The 16,927-nt window shown below is 71.0% G+C and carries 17 protein-coding genes; 9 read left to right on the top strand and 8 right to left on the bottom strand.

Annotated elements, in window-relative coordinates; genetic code table 11:
* Positions 1-3: 3 nt before the first annotated feature.
* Positions 4-651, bottom strand: coding sequence for a hypothetical protein (locus M6B22_RS21520; protein WP_269443618.1), 648 nt, complete (start codon positions 649-651; stop codon positions 4-6).
* Between the two features lie 160 nt (positions 652-811).
* Between M6B22_RS21520 and M6B22_RS21515 the strand changes: the two genes are divergently transcribed.
* A complete protein-coding gene (locus tag M6B22_RS21515) occupies positions 812-2,395 on the top strand; it encodes a phytoene desaturase family protein (protein ID WP_269443617.1) in 1,584 nt (527 codons plus the stop codon).
* Here the strand turns inward: M6B22_RS21515 and M6B22_RS21510 are convergent.
* From M6B22_RS21510 to M6B22_RS21500, 3 genes are read right to left on the bottom strand one after another with little or no spacing between them, the layout of a single operon-like run.
* Positions 2,386-2,877, bottom strand: a complete 492-nt coding sequence (locus M6B22_RS21510; protein WP_269443616.1) for an SRPBCC family protein — start codon at positions 2,875-2,877, stop codon at positions 2,386-2,388. The genes M6B22_RS21515 and M6B22_RS21510 overlap by 10 nt on opposite strands.
* Positions 2,878-2,932: 55 nt before the next feature.
* Positions 2,933-4,201: an MFS transporter gene (locus M6B22_RS21505; protein WP_269445853.1), complete on the bottom strand. Its 1,269-nt coding sequence runs from the start codon at positions 4,199-4,201 to the stop codon at positions 2,933-2,935.
* A 5-nt stretch (positions 4,202-4,206) separates the two neighbouring features.
* Positions 4,207-4,782: an ArsR/SmtB family transcription factor gene (locus tag M6B22_RS21500; RefSeq protein ID WP_269443615.1), complete on the bottom strand. Its 576-nt coding sequence runs from the start codon at positions 4,780-4,782 to the stop codon at positions 4,207-4,209.
* 111 nt (positions 4,783-4,893) lie between these two features.
* Between M6B22_RS21500 and M6B22_RS21495 the strand changes: the two genes are divergently transcribed.
* Genes M6B22_RS21495 through M6B22_RS21480 form a run of 4 tightly spaced genes read left to right on the top strand, consistent with a single transcriptional unit; the run spans position 4,894 to position 8,762 of the window.
* Positions 4,894-5,343, top strand: coding sequence for a helix-turn-helix transcriptional regulator (locus M6B22_RS21495; RefSeq protein WP_269443614.1), 450 nt, complete (start codon positions 4,894-4,896; stop codon positions 5,341-5,343).
* 5 nt (positions 5,344-5,348) lie between these two features.
* The gene (locus M6B22_RS21490; RefSeq protein ID WP_269443613.1) at positions 5,349-5,759 is read left to right on the top strand and encodes a VOC family protein; all 411 of its coding nucleotides are present in this window, start codon (positions 5,349-5,351) and stop codon (positions 5,757-5,759) included.
* Position 5,760: 1 nt separating this feature from the next.
* Complete coding sequence (locus M6B22_RS21485; RefSeq protein WP_269443612.1) at positions 5,761-6,372, top strand: VOC family protein; 612 nt, start codon at positions 5,761-5,763, stop codon at positions 6,370-6,372.
* Positions 6,351-8,762 (top strand): ATP-binding cassette domain-containing protein, encoded by a 2,412-nt coding sequence (locus M6B22_RS21480; protein WP_407935572.1) that lies wholly within the window; start codon positions 6,351-6,353, stop codon positions 8,760-8,762. The genes M6B22_RS21485 and M6B22_RS21480 overlap by 22 nt, the downstream gene beginning before the upstream one ends.
* 49 nt (positions 8,763-8,811) lie before the next feature.
* Here the strand turns inward: M6B22_RS21480 and M6B22_RS21475 are convergent, their stop codons facing one another.
* Both M6B22_RS21475 and M6B22_RS21470 read right to left on the bottom strand, forming a co-directional pair.
* Positions 8,812-10,197, bottom strand: a complete 1,386-nt coding sequence (locus M6B22_RS21475) for a sensor histidine kinase (protein ID WP_269443610.1) — start codon at positions 10,195-10,197, stop codon at positions 8,812-8,814.
* A 10-nt stretch (positions 10,198-10,207) separates the two neighbouring features.
* A complete protein-coding gene (locus M6B22_RS21470) occupies positions 10,208-10,900 on the bottom strand; it encodes a response regulator transcription factor (RefSeq protein ID WP_407935763.1) in 693 nt (230 codons plus the stop codon).
* A gap of 166 nt (positions 10,901-11,066) precedes the next feature.
* On the opposite strand from M6B22_RS21470, the gene M6B22_RS21465 reads away from it, so the two are divergent.
* Both M6B22_RS21465 and M6B22_RS21460 read left to right on the top strand, forming a co-directional pair.
* Positions 11,067-12,110 (top strand): DUF2156 domain-containing protein, encoded by a 1,044-nt coding sequence (locus M6B22_RS21465; RefSeq protein WP_269443608.1) that lies wholly within the window; start codon positions 11,067-11,069, stop codon positions 12,108-12,110.
* 125 nt (positions 12,111-12,235) lie between these two features.
* A complete protein-coding gene (locus M6B22_RS21460; protein WP_269443607.1) occupies positions 12,236-13,636 on the top strand; it encodes an alpha/beta hydrolase in 1,401 nt (466 codons plus the stop codon).
* Positions 13,637-14,055: 419 nt separating this feature from the next.
* On the opposite strand, the gene M6B22_RS21455 is transcribed toward M6B22_RS21460, so the two are convergent.
* Positions 14,056-14,979: an NADP-dependent oxidoreductase gene (locus tag M6B22_RS21455; RefSeq protein WP_407935571.1), complete on the bottom strand. Its 924-nt coding sequence runs from the start codon at positions 14,977-14,979 to the stop codon at positions 14,056-14,058.
* Positions 14,980-15,091: 112 nt separating this feature from the next.
* Here M6B22_RS21455 and M6B22_RS21450 point away from each other — a divergent pair, with 112 nt between their 5' ends.
* Positions 15,092-15,748, top strand: a complete 657-nt coding sequence (locus tag M6B22_RS21450) for a TetR/AcrR family transcriptional regulator (protein ID WP_269443605.1) — start codon at positions 15,092-15,094, stop codon at positions 15,746-15,748.
* A gap of 51 nt (positions 15,749-15,799) precedes the next feature.
* Here the strand turns inward: M6B22_RS21450 and map are convergent, their stop codons facing one another.
* Complete coding sequence (gene map / locus M6B22_RS21445) at positions 15,800-16,567, bottom strand: type I methionyl aminopeptidase (RefSeq protein WP_269443604.1); 768 nt, start codon at positions 16,565-16,567, stop codon at positions 15,800-15,802.
* Positions 16,568-16,614: 47 nt separating this feature from the next.
* On the opposite strand from map, the gene M6B22_RS21440 reads away from it, so the two are divergent.
* A complete protein-coding gene (locus M6B22_RS21440) occupies positions 16,615-16,878 on the top strand; it encodes a helix-turn-helix domain-containing protein (protein WP_269443603.1) in 264 nt (87 codons plus the stop codon).
* Positions 16,879-16,927 lie beyond the last annotated feature (49 nt).

The raw sequence follows: 16,927 nt of genomic DNA, 5'->3' as shown, positions 1-16,927 counted from the left end.
CGGTCAGGGCGCCTTGAGCAGGACGCACTCGTAGGTGCCCCGCACGTAGGCCCAGCCGACGCTGAACGTGCTCATCTTCGGATCCAGCAGCCACTTCTGGGCGAAGTCGGCGATCTTGGCGACCGCCTTCGTCCCGTCCTGGCTCGGCAGCGAGGTGTAGGCGTAGTGCGGGACGCAGGTGGCTCCGCTGCCGTTCTTCGCCGCACAGGTCTGCGCCGCCTGGGTGACGGATCCCTGCACCGCCGGCTGCCCGTGCTTGGTCCGGAACGCGTTCACCGCCGCGATCGCGCCGCCGTCGCCGTCCACCGCGCACGAGGCCGCCCGGTTCGGGCAGGGGTTGCCGCTGCGGGTGCGTCCGGCCGGTGTCGTGCTCGGCGCAGCCTGCGTCGTCGGGGCGGCCTGCGAGCTGGTCGCCGCCGCATTCGTGTGGGTGGCTGAGGGGGTCGTCGTCACCGCGGGCCCCGTGACGAGTGGTGCGGTGAGGCCGGCATTCGCCTTCTTGTTGTCCTTGCCGCCGCCGAGGAACACCATCAGGCTCGCGATGAGCAGTGCCAGGCAGCCGAGCACGACCAGCGCCCACACCGCGTGCCTGCGGGAGCCCGGCTCCGGCTCGTCGTCGAACTGCGCGTCCGGCTCGAGGAGATCGCTCACTCTTGATGTACTCCTACGGACTTGGTCGGCGCTCGGCGCCGGTCTGGACCTGTTTGTCCAGAGTACGGCGCCGAGCCGGTGGGGCCGCCGCTGTCACAGCTGATCCGCGAACAACTGCCTAGGATGAGCAGGATGAGTTCTCCGCAGGGCGCTGACCGGCATGCCTGACGCGGTCGTGGTCGGCGCCGGGCACAACGGTCTGGTCGCAGCCAACCTGCTCGCGGATGCGGGCTGGGACGTGGTCGTCGTGGAGGCGAACTCAGCGCCCGGGGGAGCGGTGCGATCGGACGAATCGGTCCGTCCCGGCTTCGTGACGGACCTGTTCAGCGCGTTCTACCCGCTCGGCGCCGCGTCGCCCGTGCTGGACGGGCTGGACCTGCCCGCGTACGGCGTGCGCTGGGTGCACGCCCCCGCAGTGGTCAGCCATGTCCTGCCCGACGATCGCGCCGCCACGCTGTACCGCGAGCTGGACCGCACCGCCGCCTCGCTCGAGGCGTTCGCGCCCGGCGACGGCGCCGTCTGGCGCGCCATGTACGCCGAGTTCGAGCGGATCCGAGAACCCCTGCTGGACGCCCTGTTCACCCCCTTCCCGCCGGTGCGTCCGGCCCTGCGGCTGCTCCGCCGGCTCGGCGCAGCCGATGCGTTGCGCCTCGCGCGTTTCGGCCTCACGCCGGTACGCCGGGCGGGCGAGGAGCGGTTCGCCGGCGCCGGCGCCCCGCTGCTGCTGGCTGGGAACGCGCTGCACACCGACCTGCCGCCGGAGGGTGCCGGCAGCGCGCTGTACGGCTGGCTGCTGGCGATGCTCGGGCAACAGGTGGGCTTCCCGGTGCCGGTCGGCGGTTCCGGCCGGATCACCGAAGCGCTGCTCGCCCGGCTGCTCGCCCGCGGCGGGCAGCTGCGCACCGGCGCCAGGGCGGTGCGCATCGGCATCGGCGCCGACGGGGCGGACGCGGTGGTGCTGGAGTCCGGCGAACGGATCGCGGCGCGGCGGGCAGTGCTGGCCGACGTCGCCGCGCCGGCGTTGTACCGCGACCTGGTCGGACTGGACCGGCTACCGGCCCGGCTCGCCGACGATGTGCACGCCTTCGAATGGGACATGGCCACCCTGAAGGTGAACTGGGCGCTGGACGCGCCGATCCGCTGGACTGCGGAGGCGGCGCGCGACGCGGGCACGGTCCACCTGGGCGTGGACCTGGACGGCCTCACGCACTACGCCGCCGACCTGGCGACCAAGCACATTCCGCACCAGCCGTTCGTGGTGCTCGGCCAGATGACCACAGCGGACCCGACGCGCTCGCCCGCCGGTACCGAGTCGGCGTGGGCCTACACGCACCTGCCGGCCCGGCGCACGGAGTACCGGCCCGAGGAGATCGCCGAACACGTCGAGCGGGTCGAGGCCGTGATCGAGCGGCACGCTCCGGGGTTCGGCGGGTCCGTGCTGGCCCGATCGGTGCAGGCGCCGGCGGACCTGCAGGCGGCCGACGCCAACCTGCGGGCCGGGGCGATCAACGCCGGTACCGCATCGCTACATCAGCAGTTGATCTTCCGGCCGGTCCCCGGGCTGGCACGCAGCGAGACGCCGATCGAGCGGCTCTACCTTGCCGGCGCATCGGCCCATCCGGGCGGGGGAGTGCACGGCGGCCCGGGGGCGAATGCGGCGCGGGCGGCGCTCGGTCGCGACGGGCTGCGTGGCCGGGCTCGGGCAGCGCTGGTGAACGCGGCGCACCGGCGCATCTACCGCTGAGCGTCGGGCCGCTTGCCCGCCGCCGGATCAGGGCGCTTCTCCGCGATCGAGGCGAGCCGGGCCAGCGATTCGAGGTTGCGGCGGCGCAGGATGAGATCCTGCAGCGGGTTGCGCAGCCAACGGCCGATGCCACGTACCGGCCATTCGGTCATCGTCACCACGGAGCCTTCGGCGGTCGGCTCCACCACCACCTCGATGCGCGCCTCGCCGACCGGCCACGCATGCGCCTGCATCACCAACCGGCGCGGCGCATCCAGTTCCAGGACCTCGGTGTGATCGCTGATCGTCAGTGGCCACGGCCCGACGGTGTGCAGCAGCCGGCTGCCCGGGTTCGGCCAGTCGTCGCTGACGTCGCGAATGTGCGACGCGCCGACCACCCAGCCGGTGAACATCCAGGCGTCCGAAAGCTCGGCGAAGACCCGCTCCGGTGTCACGGCCATGGCGCGCGAGACGCCCACCCGTTCCCGCTCACCACGCCCCATGGCCTGACACTAACCGCCTGCGGCACGGACCAAACCGCTTGGCTGAACCGATCCGTCAGGCGACGGGCGCGGCCGGACCGACCGCGCCGACCGCGTCGACCGCGTCGACCGCGCCGTCGGTGGTCACCGGCTCGGCTGTCAGTTCGTCGGCGTGTCCGCGCAACACGAGCGCCAGCACCACCGCCATCAGCAGCAGGCCCGCGCCGGAGGTCACGAACACCCAACGCAGTCCGGACGCGTGTGCGACCACACCGCCGGTCAGCGAGCCGAGCGGGATGGCGCCCCACACCAGCGTGCGGTAGGCGCCCTGCACGCGGCCGAACAGTTCGTGCGGGATGAGCGCCTGGCGCAGCGACATCGTCAGGACGTTCCAGACCATGACGCCCGAGCTGGACACCGCGAACAGGACCCCCGCCACGTACCCGTTGCTGACGAGCCCCATCAGCAGCAGCCCGGCAGCGGACACGACGGCTCCGAGGACCAACATCGGGCCCTTGCCCAGCCGCGCGGCCAGCACCGGCGTGGTTGTCCCGCCGATGACGGCGCCGATCCCGGCGCCGATCAGGACGTACCCGAAGTCGCCCTGCGGCAGATGCAAGATCTCCAGCACGTACAGCACCAGCAACGCAGAAGCCATGCTCTGCAGGAACCCGGTCGCGGCCGAGACGAGTGTCAGGTTGCGCAGGAAGCGGTGCCGCACGAGCCAGCGCACCCCGTCGGCGACGTCGCGGCGGATCGAGACCGGCGCACTCGCCCGGACCGGGCGGAAGCTGCTGCGCAGGCTCAACACCAGCAGCGCCGCGATGACGAAGCCGACCCCGTTGATCAGGAACGGCGCGGCGATCGCGAGCACCAGCAGCACCGAACCCAGCGGTGCGCCGAGGAACACCTGACCGAGCGTCTCCTCGACCGTCAGCAGGCCGTTCGCCGAATCGAGCCGATCCTTGCGCACCAGCTGCGGCAGGATCGCTCGGATCGCACTGTCGTAGACGGTCTCGGCGAGACCGAGAGCGAACGCGACCACGTACAGCACCACGATGTTGGCGGCACCGGCGGCCGCGAGCACGCCGAGGGTGAGCGCCGCGGCCGCGCGCACCGCATTCGCGGCCGCCATCGCGTAACGGCGGTCGACGCGGTCGACGAGCGCCCCGCTCGGGAGCGCGAAGAACAGCCACGGCAGGAAGGACAGGCTGGCCAGGCTGGAGATCAGCACCGGGTTGCGCGTGTAGTGCGTCGCCAGCAGCGGAAGCGCCGCCCGGCCCACGCCGTCGGCGAGGTTCGACGTGGCACTGCTGCTGTACAGGCGCCAGAACCCGGCGTCCATCGCCTTCACGGACGCTCCCCGGTGTCGGACGGGAAGACGGCGTACTGGACGTCGACCTGGCGGGCGCCGCGCCCCGGCTTGAGCTTGTTGTACTTCTCGATCACGGCATGCAGCTCGTCGGACAGGGCGCGCGTCTGCTTGGGGTTGAGCTCGAGGCGTCCGTCGGCATCGCTCGAGGCCCGTTGCCACTCCACCGGCCACTGGGTCGCCGTCGCGTACCAGTTCGCCAACTTGCGGCTGCGGTCCTGCTGGTATTCGCGCAGCAGGAAGCCGACCGCCTCGCTCGTCTCGGGGTTCTCCAGGAACTCGAAGCCCTTCATGTGGATCTCGTCGACCGCCATCCGCCACCAGCGCTGGCGCCCGCCGCCTTCGGGTGGGTCGCACTGCTCGACGAGTCCGTGCCGGGCGAGCTGACGCAGGTGGTAGCTGGTCGCCCCGGTGCTCTCGCCGAGCTCCTCGGCCAGGCTGGTCACGCTCACCTGGCCGCGCAGCGCGAGGATCCGGTGGATCTGCACCCGCATCGGATGGGCCAGTGCCTTGAGGGCGGCCGCGTCCATCTCCAGCCGCTTCGCCGTTGCCATGGAGCCAAGATAGCTTTGCAAAGCAATCTTTGCAAACTGTGCTTTGCAGCATGGACGGCGCGATCTCCGACGAGGGAGCCGCCAGGGGAGCAGTGTGGCACCATCGTGCGGGTGACGAGCAGCACCGCCGCGAAGCAGCAACTGGCAGACCTCGCACGGTTGCGCCGGGTTCGCGACCGGATCGACCGCGAGTACGCGCAGCCGCTGAACGTCGAGGCGCTCGCGCGCGACGCACACATGTCCGCCGGCCATCTCAGCCGCGAGTTCCGGCGCGCGTACGGCGAATCGCCGTACTCCTATCTGATGACGCGGCGCATCGAGCGCGCGATGGCGCTGCTGCGCCGAGGCGATCTGAGCGTCACCGACATCTGCTTCGCGGTGGGCTGCGCGTCCCTCGGCACCTTCAGCACACGGTTCACCGAGCTCGTCGGCATGTCACCGAGCGCGTACCGACGCCGTGCGGCGCAGGCCACGCCCGGGCTCCCGGCGTGCGTGGCGAAGAAGGTGACCAGACCGGTCAGGAATCGAGAAGCACCGGCGCTCGAGCCGCAGCTAGCGTGATCGGCATGGACATCAGCATTCACACCACCGTTCTCCCGCACGAGGATCCGGACGCATCGCTGGCCTTCTACCGCGACGTTCTCGGCTTCGAGGTGCGCACAGACGTCGGCAGCGGCACGATGCGCTGGATCACCGTGGGTCCGCCCGGCCAGCCCGAGACCTCCATCCTGCTGGCGCCTCCCGGCGCCGATCCCGGCATCACCGACGACGAGCGCCGCACCATAGCCGAGATGATGGCCAAGGGCACCTACGGCTGGATCCTGCTGGCCACCAGGGATCTCGACGCCACCTTCGAGCAGGTCCAGGCCAGCGCTGCCGAGGTCGTGCAGGAGCCGACCGAACAGCCGTACGGCATGCGCGACTGCGCCTTGCGCGATCCGGCCGGCAACATGGTCCGGATCCAGGAACTGCGCTGAGATGGCGTTCATCGAGGCGCTGATCCTGGAGGTTCCCGATCCGGCCGCGACCGAGTCGTTCTGCTCCGCGCTCGGGGTGGGCGCCCAGGTGCGCGCGCGTGCGTCCGAGGCGGCGACGAGCGGCTTCCGCGGGTTCACCCTCTCGCTCGTGGTGTCCCAGCCGAGCACCGTCGACAGCCTGCTCGACTCCGCGCTGCAGCACGGCGCCGCTGCGTTGAAGCCGGCCGACAAGAGCCTGTGGGGCTACGGCGGCGTCGTGCAGGCACCCGACGGCACGATCTGGAAGGTGGCGACGTCCGCGAAGAAGGACACCGGGCCGCCGACCCGGGCGATCGACGAGCTCGTGCTCCTGATCGGCGTCGCCGACGTGAAGGCGACCAAACGGTTCTACGTCGATCGCGGCCTCGTGGTGGGGAAGAGCTTCGGCAGCAAGTACGTCCAGTTCGACACGGCCGACGCACCGGTCAAGTTCGCGCTCTACGGACGTCGCGCCCTCGCCAAGGATGCGGGCGTTCCGCCGGACGGCAGCGGATCGCATCGGATCGCTATCGCCGGATCCGCGGGCCCCTTCGTCGACCCGGACGGTTTCGTATGGGAGGCAGCAGACCAGTGACCCCGGCCGCCCAGGCGAAGGCCGCGCCGACCGCGCAGCCCGTCGCCGACAGCCATGATCTGATCCGCGTGCTCGGCGCGCGGGAGAACAACCTCAAAGACGTCAACCTCGAGCTGCCGAAGCGGCGGTTGACCGTGTTCACCGGGGTCTCCGGCTCGGGCAAGAGCTCGTTGGTGTTCGACACGATCGCCGCCGAGTCGCAGCGGCTGATCAACGAGACCTACAGCGCGTTCGTCCAGGGCTTCATGCCGACGCTGGCCCGGCCCGAGGTGGACGTGCTGGACGGGCTGACGACCGCGATCATCGTCGACCAGGAGCGGATGGGCGCCAACCCGCGCTCCACGGTCGGCACCGCCACCGACGCGAACGCGATGCTGCGCATCCTGTTCAGCCGCCTCGGACGGCCGCGCATCGGCTCGGCCCAGGCGTTCGCCTTCAACGTCGCCTCGATCAGCGGTGCCGGCGCGGTCACCGTCGAACGCGGCGGACAGACAGTGAAGGAGCGCCGGAGCTTCAGCATCACCGGCGGCATGTGCCCGCGCTGCGAGGGGCTGGGCACGATCTCCGACTTCGACCTGAGCGCGTTGTACGACGACAGCAAGTCGCTCAGCGAGGGCGCGCTGACGGTACCGGGCTACAGCATGGAGGGCTGGTACGGGCGCATCTTCACCGGCTGCGGGTTCTTCGACCCGGACAAGCCGATCCGCACGTTCAGCAAGCGGGAACTGAACGACCTGCTCTACAAGGCACCGACCAAGATCAAGGTCGAGGGCATCAACCTGACCTACGAGGGGCTGATCCCCAGGATCCAGAAGTCCATGCTCAGCAAGGACAAGGAGGCGATGCAGCCGCACATCCGCGCGTTCGTGGACCGCGCGATCACCTTCGGCGTCTGCCCTGATTGCGGGGGCACGCGGCTCAGCGCGGCTGCCCGATCGTCCAAGATCAACGGGGTCAGCATCGCCGACGTGTGTGCGATGCAGATCAGTGACCTGGCCGAGTGGGTGCGCGAACTGGACGAGCCGTCGGTGGCGCCGTTGCTCGCAGCACTGGGGGAGACGCTGGACTCGTTCGTCGAGATCGGGCTGGGCTACCTGAGTCTGGACCGGCAGTCGGGGACGCTGTCCGGCGGCGAGTCGCAGCGCACCAAGATGATCCGCCAGCTCGGCTCCTCGCTCACCGACGTCACCTACGTGTTCGACGAGCCGACGATCGGCCTGCACCCGCACGACATCGCGCGGATGAACGGGCTGCTGCTGCGGCTGCGCGACAAGGGCAACACGGTCCTCGTCGTGGAGCACAAACCGGAGCTGATCGCGATAGCGGACCGGGTCGTCGACCTCGGTCCCGGCGCGGGCGCGGCCGGCGGCGAGGTCATGTTCGAAGGCACCGTGGAGGGGCTGCGCGCCAGCGGAACGGTCACCGGCCGGCACCTGGACGATCGCGCCCGGCTGAAGCCGTCGGTACGCACCCCGACCGGAACGCTGCAGGTCCGCGGCGCCGGCACCCACAACCTGCGGGACGTCGACGTCGACATCCCGCTCGGCGTGCTGTGCGTGCTGACCGGCGTGGCCGGCTCCGGCAAGAGCTCCTTGATCAGCGGCTCGGTGGCCGGGCGCGACGGCGTCGTGTGCGTGGACCAGGGCGCCATCAAGGGCTCGCGGCGCAGCAACCCGGCGACCTACACCGGCCTGCTCGACCCGATCCGCAAGGCGTTCGCCAAGGTCAACGGCGTCAAGCCGGCGCTGTTCAGCGCCAACTCCGAGGGGGCCTGCCCGACCTGCAACGGCACCGGTGTGATCTACACGGACCTGGCGATGATGGCCGGTGTCGCCACGGTGTGCGAGGAGTGCGAGGGCAGGCGCTTCCAGGCTTCGGTGCTGGAGTACAGGTACGCGGGCCGCAACATCGCCGAGGTGCTGGCGATGCCGGTGACCGAGGCCGCCGAGTTCTTCGGCGCGGGGGAGTCGCGCACGCCGGCGGCGCACCAGATCCTGCAGCGCCTCGCCGACGTGGGGCTGGGCTACCTAAGTCTCGGCCAGCCGCTGACCACGCTGTCAGGCGGCGAGCGGCAACGGCTGAAGCTGGCGACGCAGATGGCCGACAAGGGCAGCGTGTACGTCCTCGACGAACCGACCAGCGGCCTGCACCTGGCAGACGTCGAGCAGCTGCTCGGCCTGCTCGACCGGCTCGTCGACTCGGGCAAGTCGGCGCTCGTGATCGAGCACCATCAGGCGGTGATGGCGCACGCCGACTGGATCATCGACCTCGGTCCCGGCGCCGGTCACGACGGTGGCCGGATCGTCTTCCAGGGCACGCCTGCCGATCTCGTGGCCACACGATCGACCCTCACCGGCGAGCATCTCGCGGCGTACGTCGCAACGGACTGAGCCGGCACCGGACTCAGGGCACCACGCGCCGATCGCGCGGCGACCCGTGCTAGGCGGCGCCGGGATCGGGCGGCCAGCGCAGCGTGACGATCGCCCCGCCACCGGCTGCGTTGACCACGCTCGCGGTACCGCCGAGTCCCACCAGCACCGAGCGCACGATCGCCAGTCCGAGGCCGTTGCCGCTCGGCTGCGCACCCGCGTCGTCCTGGCCAGGGGCTCGCGAGAAGCGCTCGAACGCCATGGGCAGGAAGTCCTCGGGAAAACCCGGGCCGGTGTCGCGAACCGTGAGCACCACGTCGGTATCGTCCGCACGCACATCGACCGCGATCACGCCACCGGGTGGCGTGAACCGCAACGCGTTCACCAGAACATTGTCGAGCGCTCGCCTGATCCGGTCACGGTCGGCGTGCACCTGCAGGCTCGCCGGTGCCGTCACCTGCACGGACACCGCGCCGGCCCGCGCCCTGCCGGCCGGCCCGCGCACGGCCTGCTCCACCAGCGCTACGAGGTCGAACTGGGCGAGCGGCCGCGCGGGCTCCTCGTCACCGCGAGCGAGGAAGAGCAGATCCTCCGCCAACCGGACCAAGCGCTCGGTCTCCTCGGCCGCGACGGCGACCGTGTCGCGCAGTTCCTCGCGCGTGCGGCCGGAATGCTGGGCGAGCTCGAGCTCACCCTGCAGCACGGCGAGCGGAGTGCGCAGCTCGTGGCCCGCGTCGCTGATGAAGGCGCGTTCACGTTCGGCGGCGGCCCGCAGCCGACCCAGCAGGCCGTTGAAGGTCCGGCCCAGGCGTGCGAGCTCGTCACGGGTCCTGGGTACCGCGATGCCTTCGGCGATCTGCCCGGCGCCCAGCGCGGCGACCTCGCGCCGCATCCGTTCCACCGGCCGCAGGGCGGCCCGGGTCAGCAGCCAGCCGCCCCCGAACGCGACAACGGTCACCGCCGCACTCAGCTCGACCAGTTGCACGGTGGCACTGTGCACGGCCGTGTCGACGTCCTCCCGGCTCGTCGCGACGACCAGCACGTCCGAGCCATCGGCCAGCGGCTCGCCCCGAAGCCGCATCGACTGGCGCACGGTGTCATCGCCGATGTCGACGCCGACGGTGCTGTCCGAGCTGGTGGCCCGGGCGCGTGCTGCGCGCAGCTGGTGGGGATCGAGCAGTGGCCGGTTGAGCAGACGGGACGAGGTGTCCACGATCTGCCCGGCCTTGTCGAGCACCTGCGCATAGATGCCGTTGGCGCTGCTCAGGCGCCGCGGAAGCGAGCCATGGTGTGCGGCGACCTCCGCGGCGAGCGAGGCGGCGCGCGTCTCGAGGCGCTGATCCACGTTGCCCACCAGGCCCTGCTGAAGGCGACTGACGAACAGCGCCGCTCCCGCCCACACGAGCACCAGGGTGGCCAACGCGAACAGCGCCGCCAGGCGCGCACGGATGCTCATCGGGCCGGACTCATTGCTCCGCGGCGGGTCGCGCCTCGGGCAGCAACCGGTAGCCCGCCCCGCGCACCGTCTCCAACTGTTCGACACCGAACGGCCGGTCGACCTTGCGCCGCAGCGCGCTCACGTGCTGGTCCACCACGTTGCTCCCGGCCTGATAGGCGAAGTCCCAGACGTGCTCGAGGATGTAGGTGCGGCTCAGCACGTCGCCGGGATGGTTCAGGAACAGCCTCAGCAGCTCGAACTCCTTGGCGGACAGGTCGAGCTGCGTCCTGCCGCGCCGGGCGACGCGGGTGGCCGGATCGAGCTGCAACGTCCCGGCCACCAGGACGGACGGCCGGGGCGCGGTTCCGCGGCGCAACAGCGCACGCAACCGCGCCTGCAGCTCGCTGAAGCGGAACGGCTTGGCCAGGTAGTCGTCGGCACCGGCATCCAGCCCGGTCACCCGATCGGCCACGTCCGCGCGCGCGGTGAGCATCAGGATGGGCGTCCAGCACTGTGCGCTTCGCAGCCGCTGGCACACGGTGAACCCGTCCATGCCGGGCAGCGCGACGTCGAGCAGGATCACGTCGTAGTCGACCTCGCCGGCCTGCCAGAGGGCATCCGGTCCGGTGCGGACGACGTCGACGCCGTAGCCGCTCTCGGTCAGGCCGCGGCGAAGCAGGTCGGCCATCCGCGAATCGTCCTCGACGACGAGAGCGCGCACGAGCGCACCGTAGTGCGCGCACGTGAGGAACTGGCTGGGTAATCGCGCGCCGCATATCCAATTCTCATGATCACGACACGATCCGTACATGAACCCGGCCGCATCCTGGCGGCGGGCGCGACCCGCCGCGCCGCCGGAACGCTCGTCCACGAAGGAGTCGGTCGCGATGACCACGCTGCTGCCACCACCTGATCCCGGTGCAGCGTCGCCGCAGGTCGCCGTCGCTGCCGGGCCGCTGGCATTCGCGCCACCCTCGACGCGTAATCGCGAGCAGGTGCGCGCGCACGCCCGCCTCGCCGCCCGCTTCGGCACCACCGGCGTCGCGCCGTTCCTCGCCGCCGGCGACGTCGAGGTCATCGATGTGCTGGACGGCTGGGCGGCCGGCGGATACCTGCGGTCCGGACGTTGGGCGGTCACCGCGGGCGACGTGGTCGCGCCCGACGCGCTCGCGGACACCGCGCTCGACCAGTACCTGCACCAGCTGCGCCGCCGCAGGCTCCGCCCCGCCTTCGTCGCGGTGTCGGATCCCGAACCGTTCCGCCGTCGCGGCTTCGCCGTCTGCGAGATCGCCGACGAGGCCGTGCTCGACCTGGCCGACTTCACCCTGGCCGGGAGCCCGCGCGCAGGCATCCGGCACGCGGTCGCCTCGGCCCGCCGCGCCGGGCTGCAGGTCCGGCCGTTCGAGCCCCCCGATGCTCCCGCGCTCGCCGAGATCTCCCAGCAGTGGCTGCGGACCAAGCGTGGCGGCGAGCTGGGCTTCACCCTCTCGCGCCACGGCGACGTGCTGGAGCAGCTGGCCGACGGGGCAACCGACCTGTGGTGCGTCGCCGCCCCCGACGCAACGATCTGGGCCTGGTGCACCTGGCGGCACTACCGCGACGGGCGCGCCCGCGTCATCGACGTCATGCGGCGCCGGCCGGACGCGCCGAACCCGGCGATGGACTACCTGCTCGCCACGACGCTCGCGCACTACCGGGACAACGGCGTGCAGCTCGCCAGCCTGGCCAGTGTTCCCCGTCCGCACGGCGAGCTGGGGGAGCGGATCTACCCGACGCGCTCGCTGCGGTCGTACAAGCAGAAGTTCGCACCTCGATGGGAGCCCAGGTGGTTGGCGATTCCGCATCGTGCCCAGGAACCGTTCGCGCAACTGGCGATCGCGCGTGCGTACTGCCCGCTGGGGCTGCGCCGCGCGCTGCGCCGCAACCACTGAAGCGCGGCCGGTGGTGGCGCGCGGGGCTGCGCAACGGGGGATGGGCACCGGTCCGCGGCGAGCTGGGACCGCTGATCCGCACAGCGGCGGACCGGGCGTGGCCCGCGATCCGTCGGCGCCCACCCGTGGTCACGCTGGCGCTGGTCGCCGCGGTAATCGCCACGTTCGTGCGGCTGCAGCGCGGGCTCGAACTGCCGACGGCCCGGTTCGTGGACGGCGCGTTCTCGGTGCACGCGGTTACCGGGGGCCATTACGGGGTACTGGTGAGCTCCACCCTGCTCACGCGCGACCTGTTCATGGTGGTCAGCATCTGCGTGAGCCTGCTCGTGACGATGGGCAGCTATGAGGTCGCGGCCGGACACACGCGGGCCGCGGTGCTGGCCGTCTTCGCCGCCGTTGCCGGGCCGCTGAGCGTGGCCGCCGAACTGGGGCTGCTCGCGGCCGGGGGGAGCCAGTGGGCGCTGACCCGCATGGACACCCTGGACATCGGCGCGTCCGCGATCGTGGCGGCCAGTTCGGGCGCGCTCGCCGGGATCGTCCGGGACCGGCGGCTGACCGTCGGCCTCGTGCTGTTCCTGTTCGGCGGCCTGCTGGTCCATCACCAGCTGGCCGACTGGGAGCACGTCTCGGTCTTCCCGTGGGGACTGCTCGCCGGCCGCGTCTTCGGACGTGGCCCGGCGCCGCGGCGGCAGTCCCGGCGCCGGCTCCTCGCCTACGCAATCGCCGCGGCACTCCTCGGCGGGATCGGTGTCGCCGCCTCACGCGGCGTGCTCCCGCCCGATCGGGTCTACCACAGTGCCGGCGGCGCGGTCGTCAGTGCGCCGCAACTGCTCGAGACCACCTATCCCTCGCCCGCGCTGCACGAGAGCCGCAAGGTGATCGTGATGTTGCCGGCCGGCTACGCGCACAGCACTCAGCGGTACCCCGTCGTGGTCCTGCTGCACGGCGACCCCGGCAGTCCACAAGGTCTGTTGAAGCTCGGCGACCTGCAGGCCGCACAGTCCGCGTCCGGGGTCGGACCGTTCATCGGTGTGCTCCCCGACGGAAACGGTCCGGCCGTCCAGCGCAGTTGGTACGTCAACACCGCCGAGCAGCAGATCGGCACCTCGGTCGCGGTCGACCTGCGCAGGTGGGTCGCCGGCACCTTCCGCACCAACAGCAGCTACAGCTATGCCGGGCTCTCGTCCGGAGGCTTCGGTGCGGCCTACCTGCCGCTGCTCGACCACCAGCCGGTACACGCGGTGTGCGGGCTGTCCGGCTACTACACCGGCGCCGCGCCGCCGCTGGGGCATGATCTCGGCGCGCAACGCGCGGCGAGCGCCCTCCTGCACGCCAAACGCGAACCCGCGCTCGTCTTCCTGGCCTACGGCAATGACGACCGCCGCACCAAAGCGCAGACGGCCCGGTTCGCGGACGCGCTCCGATCGGCGGGCAAGCACGTGGTGCTGCGGACCTACCCCGGCAAGCACACCTGGAGCGTGTGGCGACCGGCCTTCCGCGCATGCCTTCGCACGATCGTCCCCTGATGGGTTCGGTGCTCGCGTCGGCGCCCTGGCGCGTCGACCGCCACACGTTATGACAGTTCCACACGCATTCGCGCAGCCCACCCGGTCCGGGCCCTAGGGGGCGGAACCGGCCGCTTGCCGCGACGACAGCTGCAGTCCCGCCTACGCTGCATAACGTGTCGTCCGTCGACTACGAGCCCGCCGACCCACGCGGTCGTTCGAGTCGTAGACGACGACGCATCGATCGAGCGCTCCGGCTGCAACTCGCGCGCGCCGAGCTCCGCCGGGCTGGACTGGATGCCGGCGACCCGAGTATACGAAAGCTGTCGCGCCGGATTGAGCGGCTGATGCGCCGCCGATCCGCATGGCGCCACTAGCACATCGCCGATAATGTACATTATGTCAACTGGCCGTCTTCGCTGACGGCCTTCCCCTGACGGCTACGTGGCAGCACCTAGGCGGATGATCGTCTTGCCGCTACGTCGCTCGCTCGGGTTGAGGGCGGCAACGGCATCATCGAGCTCTGCGACGTCGCCGATGTTCGCGCGCAGCCGACCGTCTCGCACCCGCCGGACGATTTCAGTCAGTTGGCTGCGATCGGCCTCGACCACGAAGTCGATCGCCCGGCCATCCACCGGCCGCGCTTCGGGCGGCCCGACGATGCTCACCAGCGTCCCCCCGGCCCGGACCAGCGCCGCGGACCGCCTCTGGATGGCGCCGCCGATGACGTCGAACACCAGATCGACACCGCCGACGTCTTCCAGCGCATCGTTGCCAAGATCGAGGAACTGATGCGCACCGTAGTCCAGTGCCTTCTGGCGGTCGGCCGCGCGCCCGGTGCCGATGACGTACGCGCCGGCCTCTCGCGCGAGCTGGGTCACCATCGTCCCGACTGCGCCGCCCGCGCCGTGCGCGAGAACGCTCTGACCAGCCTGAATCCGGCCGTGCTGGAACAGCCCCTGCCACGCCGTCAAGGCCGAGATCGGCAGGCTCGCACCCACCGTGAAGTCGACATCGCCGGGCAGCGGCGCGAGGTTGCGTGCTTCGATCGCGACGTACTCCGCCAGGGTGCCGTCGCGGTGCCAGTCCGCCAGGCCGAAGACCCGCTGCCCCACCGACAGCCCGGTCGTGCCGTAGCCGAGCGAATGCACCACGCCGGCCAGCTCGTGGCCCGGGATGGACGGTGTCTTGTCCCGGCCCGCACGATCGGTCCACGTGGACGGCCACTCCAACTCCGTCGGGACGAATCCCGAGGCCCTGACCTCGACAACGACGTCGTTGATCGCCGCCGACGGCTCCGGCCGCTGCGTCAGCGTCATCCCGCCCAGTCCTGCAGCCTGATCGGTTACCACGATTGCTTTCATCGACGGCTCTCCCCTGCCTCACGGCTCGACTGTTTGGGCTTTCTAGCCCACTTCTTTAGTAGACGCCGCAGCGACTGGGCTGTCAAGCCCAATTTACGGTATCGTGGGCGTCGTGCCGACCACTACCGGAACCCGGGAACCCCGCAAGCTCACCGACAAGGGGCAGGCGACACGCGCGCGCATCCTGGAGCATGCTGCGGAGTTGATCTACGCAAACGGCGTGCACGCCACGAACAACGACCGGCTCCGCCGTGCCGCCGGCGTCAGTGGCTCGCAGATCAACCATTACTTCCCGACCAAGGAGAGCCTCGTCCTCGCGGTCATCGCGTGGCAGGCCGAACGCGTCCTCGCGTTCCACCGAGGTGAGCGCTTCGCCGGCTTCGACGACCTCGAGGCGTTTCGGGCCTGGACGGACCACTACGTCGCCTACGAGCGCGCCTACCAGGAAGGCTGCAGCCTCGGCTCCCTGGCGAGCGAGATCATCAAGACGGACCTGGACGTTCATGACGAACTGGCCGGTGCGTTCGATCAGTGGCGGGCCATCTTCCGTGACGGGCTCCAGCGCATGCAGGATCAGCGCCGCCTCAGCGCCGCAGCGGACCCCACTCGGCTGGCCAACCTGTTGCTGGCCGCGTTCCAGGGCGGCATGCTGCTCGCCCAGGTCGCTCAGGAGATCACTCCGCTCAGGGACGCATTGCAGACAGCCGTCGACCACGTGCAGACCTTCGCGACGTCTCCGGACGCCGACGTGTCCCCGCGCGCGCCGTGATCCGAGCGAGTCGGTGTGAGTCGGTGTGAGTCGGTGTGAGCCGATGCCTGCTCACACGGTGAGGATGCGCGGCCCTTCGTCGGTGATGGCAACGGTGTGCTCGAAGTGCGCGCCGCGGGATCCGTCGGCGCTGCGCAGCGTCCAGCCGTCGTCGTCGACGCGATAGGCGTCCTGTCCGCCGGCGAGGAACCACGGTTCGATGGCGATCGTGAGGCCCGGCCGCAGCCGCATGCCACGGCCGGCACGACCGTCGTTCGGGATGTGCGGGCTCTCGTGCATGGTGCGACCGATGCCGTGGCCGCCGAAGTCGGTGTGCAGGCCGTATCCGGCCGCACGGGCGACGGCGCCGATCGCAGCGCAGATGTCGCCGATCCGGGCGCCGGGCTGCGCGACGGCGATCCCGGCGCGAAGTGCCGCCTCGGTGCGTTCCAGGAGCCGGGCGCCGGCGGCGTCGGTGGCGTGCCCGACGCAGAACGACACCGCTGCGTCGCCCGTCCAGCCGTCGACGGTGGCGCCGCAGTCGACGCTGAGCAGGTCACCGTCGCGAAGCCGGTAGCCGGTGGGGATGCCGTGCAGCACGGCGTCGTTGACGGACAGGCACAGCACCCCCGGGAACGGGCTGTGGGCGAACGACGGTTGGTAGCCGAGGAAGGGCGAGGTTGCCCCCGCCTCGCGCAGCACCGCGCGCGCGAGCTGATCGAGTTCGACCAGGCGAACCCCCTGCTGCGCGGCGGCACGTGTCCCGGCGAGCGCACGGGCCACGACTGCTCCGGCCGCGGCCATCGCGTCGATCTCGCCGGGCGTCTTCAGTTCCAGCATCGCGTCCTCCACACCGTGATAGTTATACCGGTATTAGTATCACGGATATGGTTCGCCCGATCCTCTCCCCCGCTGAACGCGACCGCGGCCGCCGGCTCGGTGCTGCCCTGCGTCAGGCGCGCGGCGACCGCAGCATGGTCGACGTCGCCGCCGCATCCGGCATTCCGGTCGAAACCCTGCGCAAGATCGAGACCGGCCGCATCGCCACTCCGGCCTTCTTCACCGTTGCGGCCCTCGGCAGCACGCTCGGGCTCGACCTCGCCGCGCTGGCTGCCCACGTCGTGCCCGCCGAGGACGCCGCGACGGCCTGAGCCTGGGTGGACGGCGCCGCTTCCCCCTGCGGTTACCAGAATTCGGCCC

The sequence above is a fragment of the Jatrophihabitans cynanchi genome (genome assembly GCF_027247405.1).
Taxonomy (GTDB): domain Bacteria; phylum Actinomycetota; class Actinomycetes; order Mycobacteriales; family Jatrophihabitantaceae; genus Jatrophihabitans_B; species Jatrophihabitans_B cynanchi.
The sequence above is the reverse complement of the archived record's forward strand: the minus strand, read 5'-3'. Positions and strand labels throughout refer to the sequence as shown.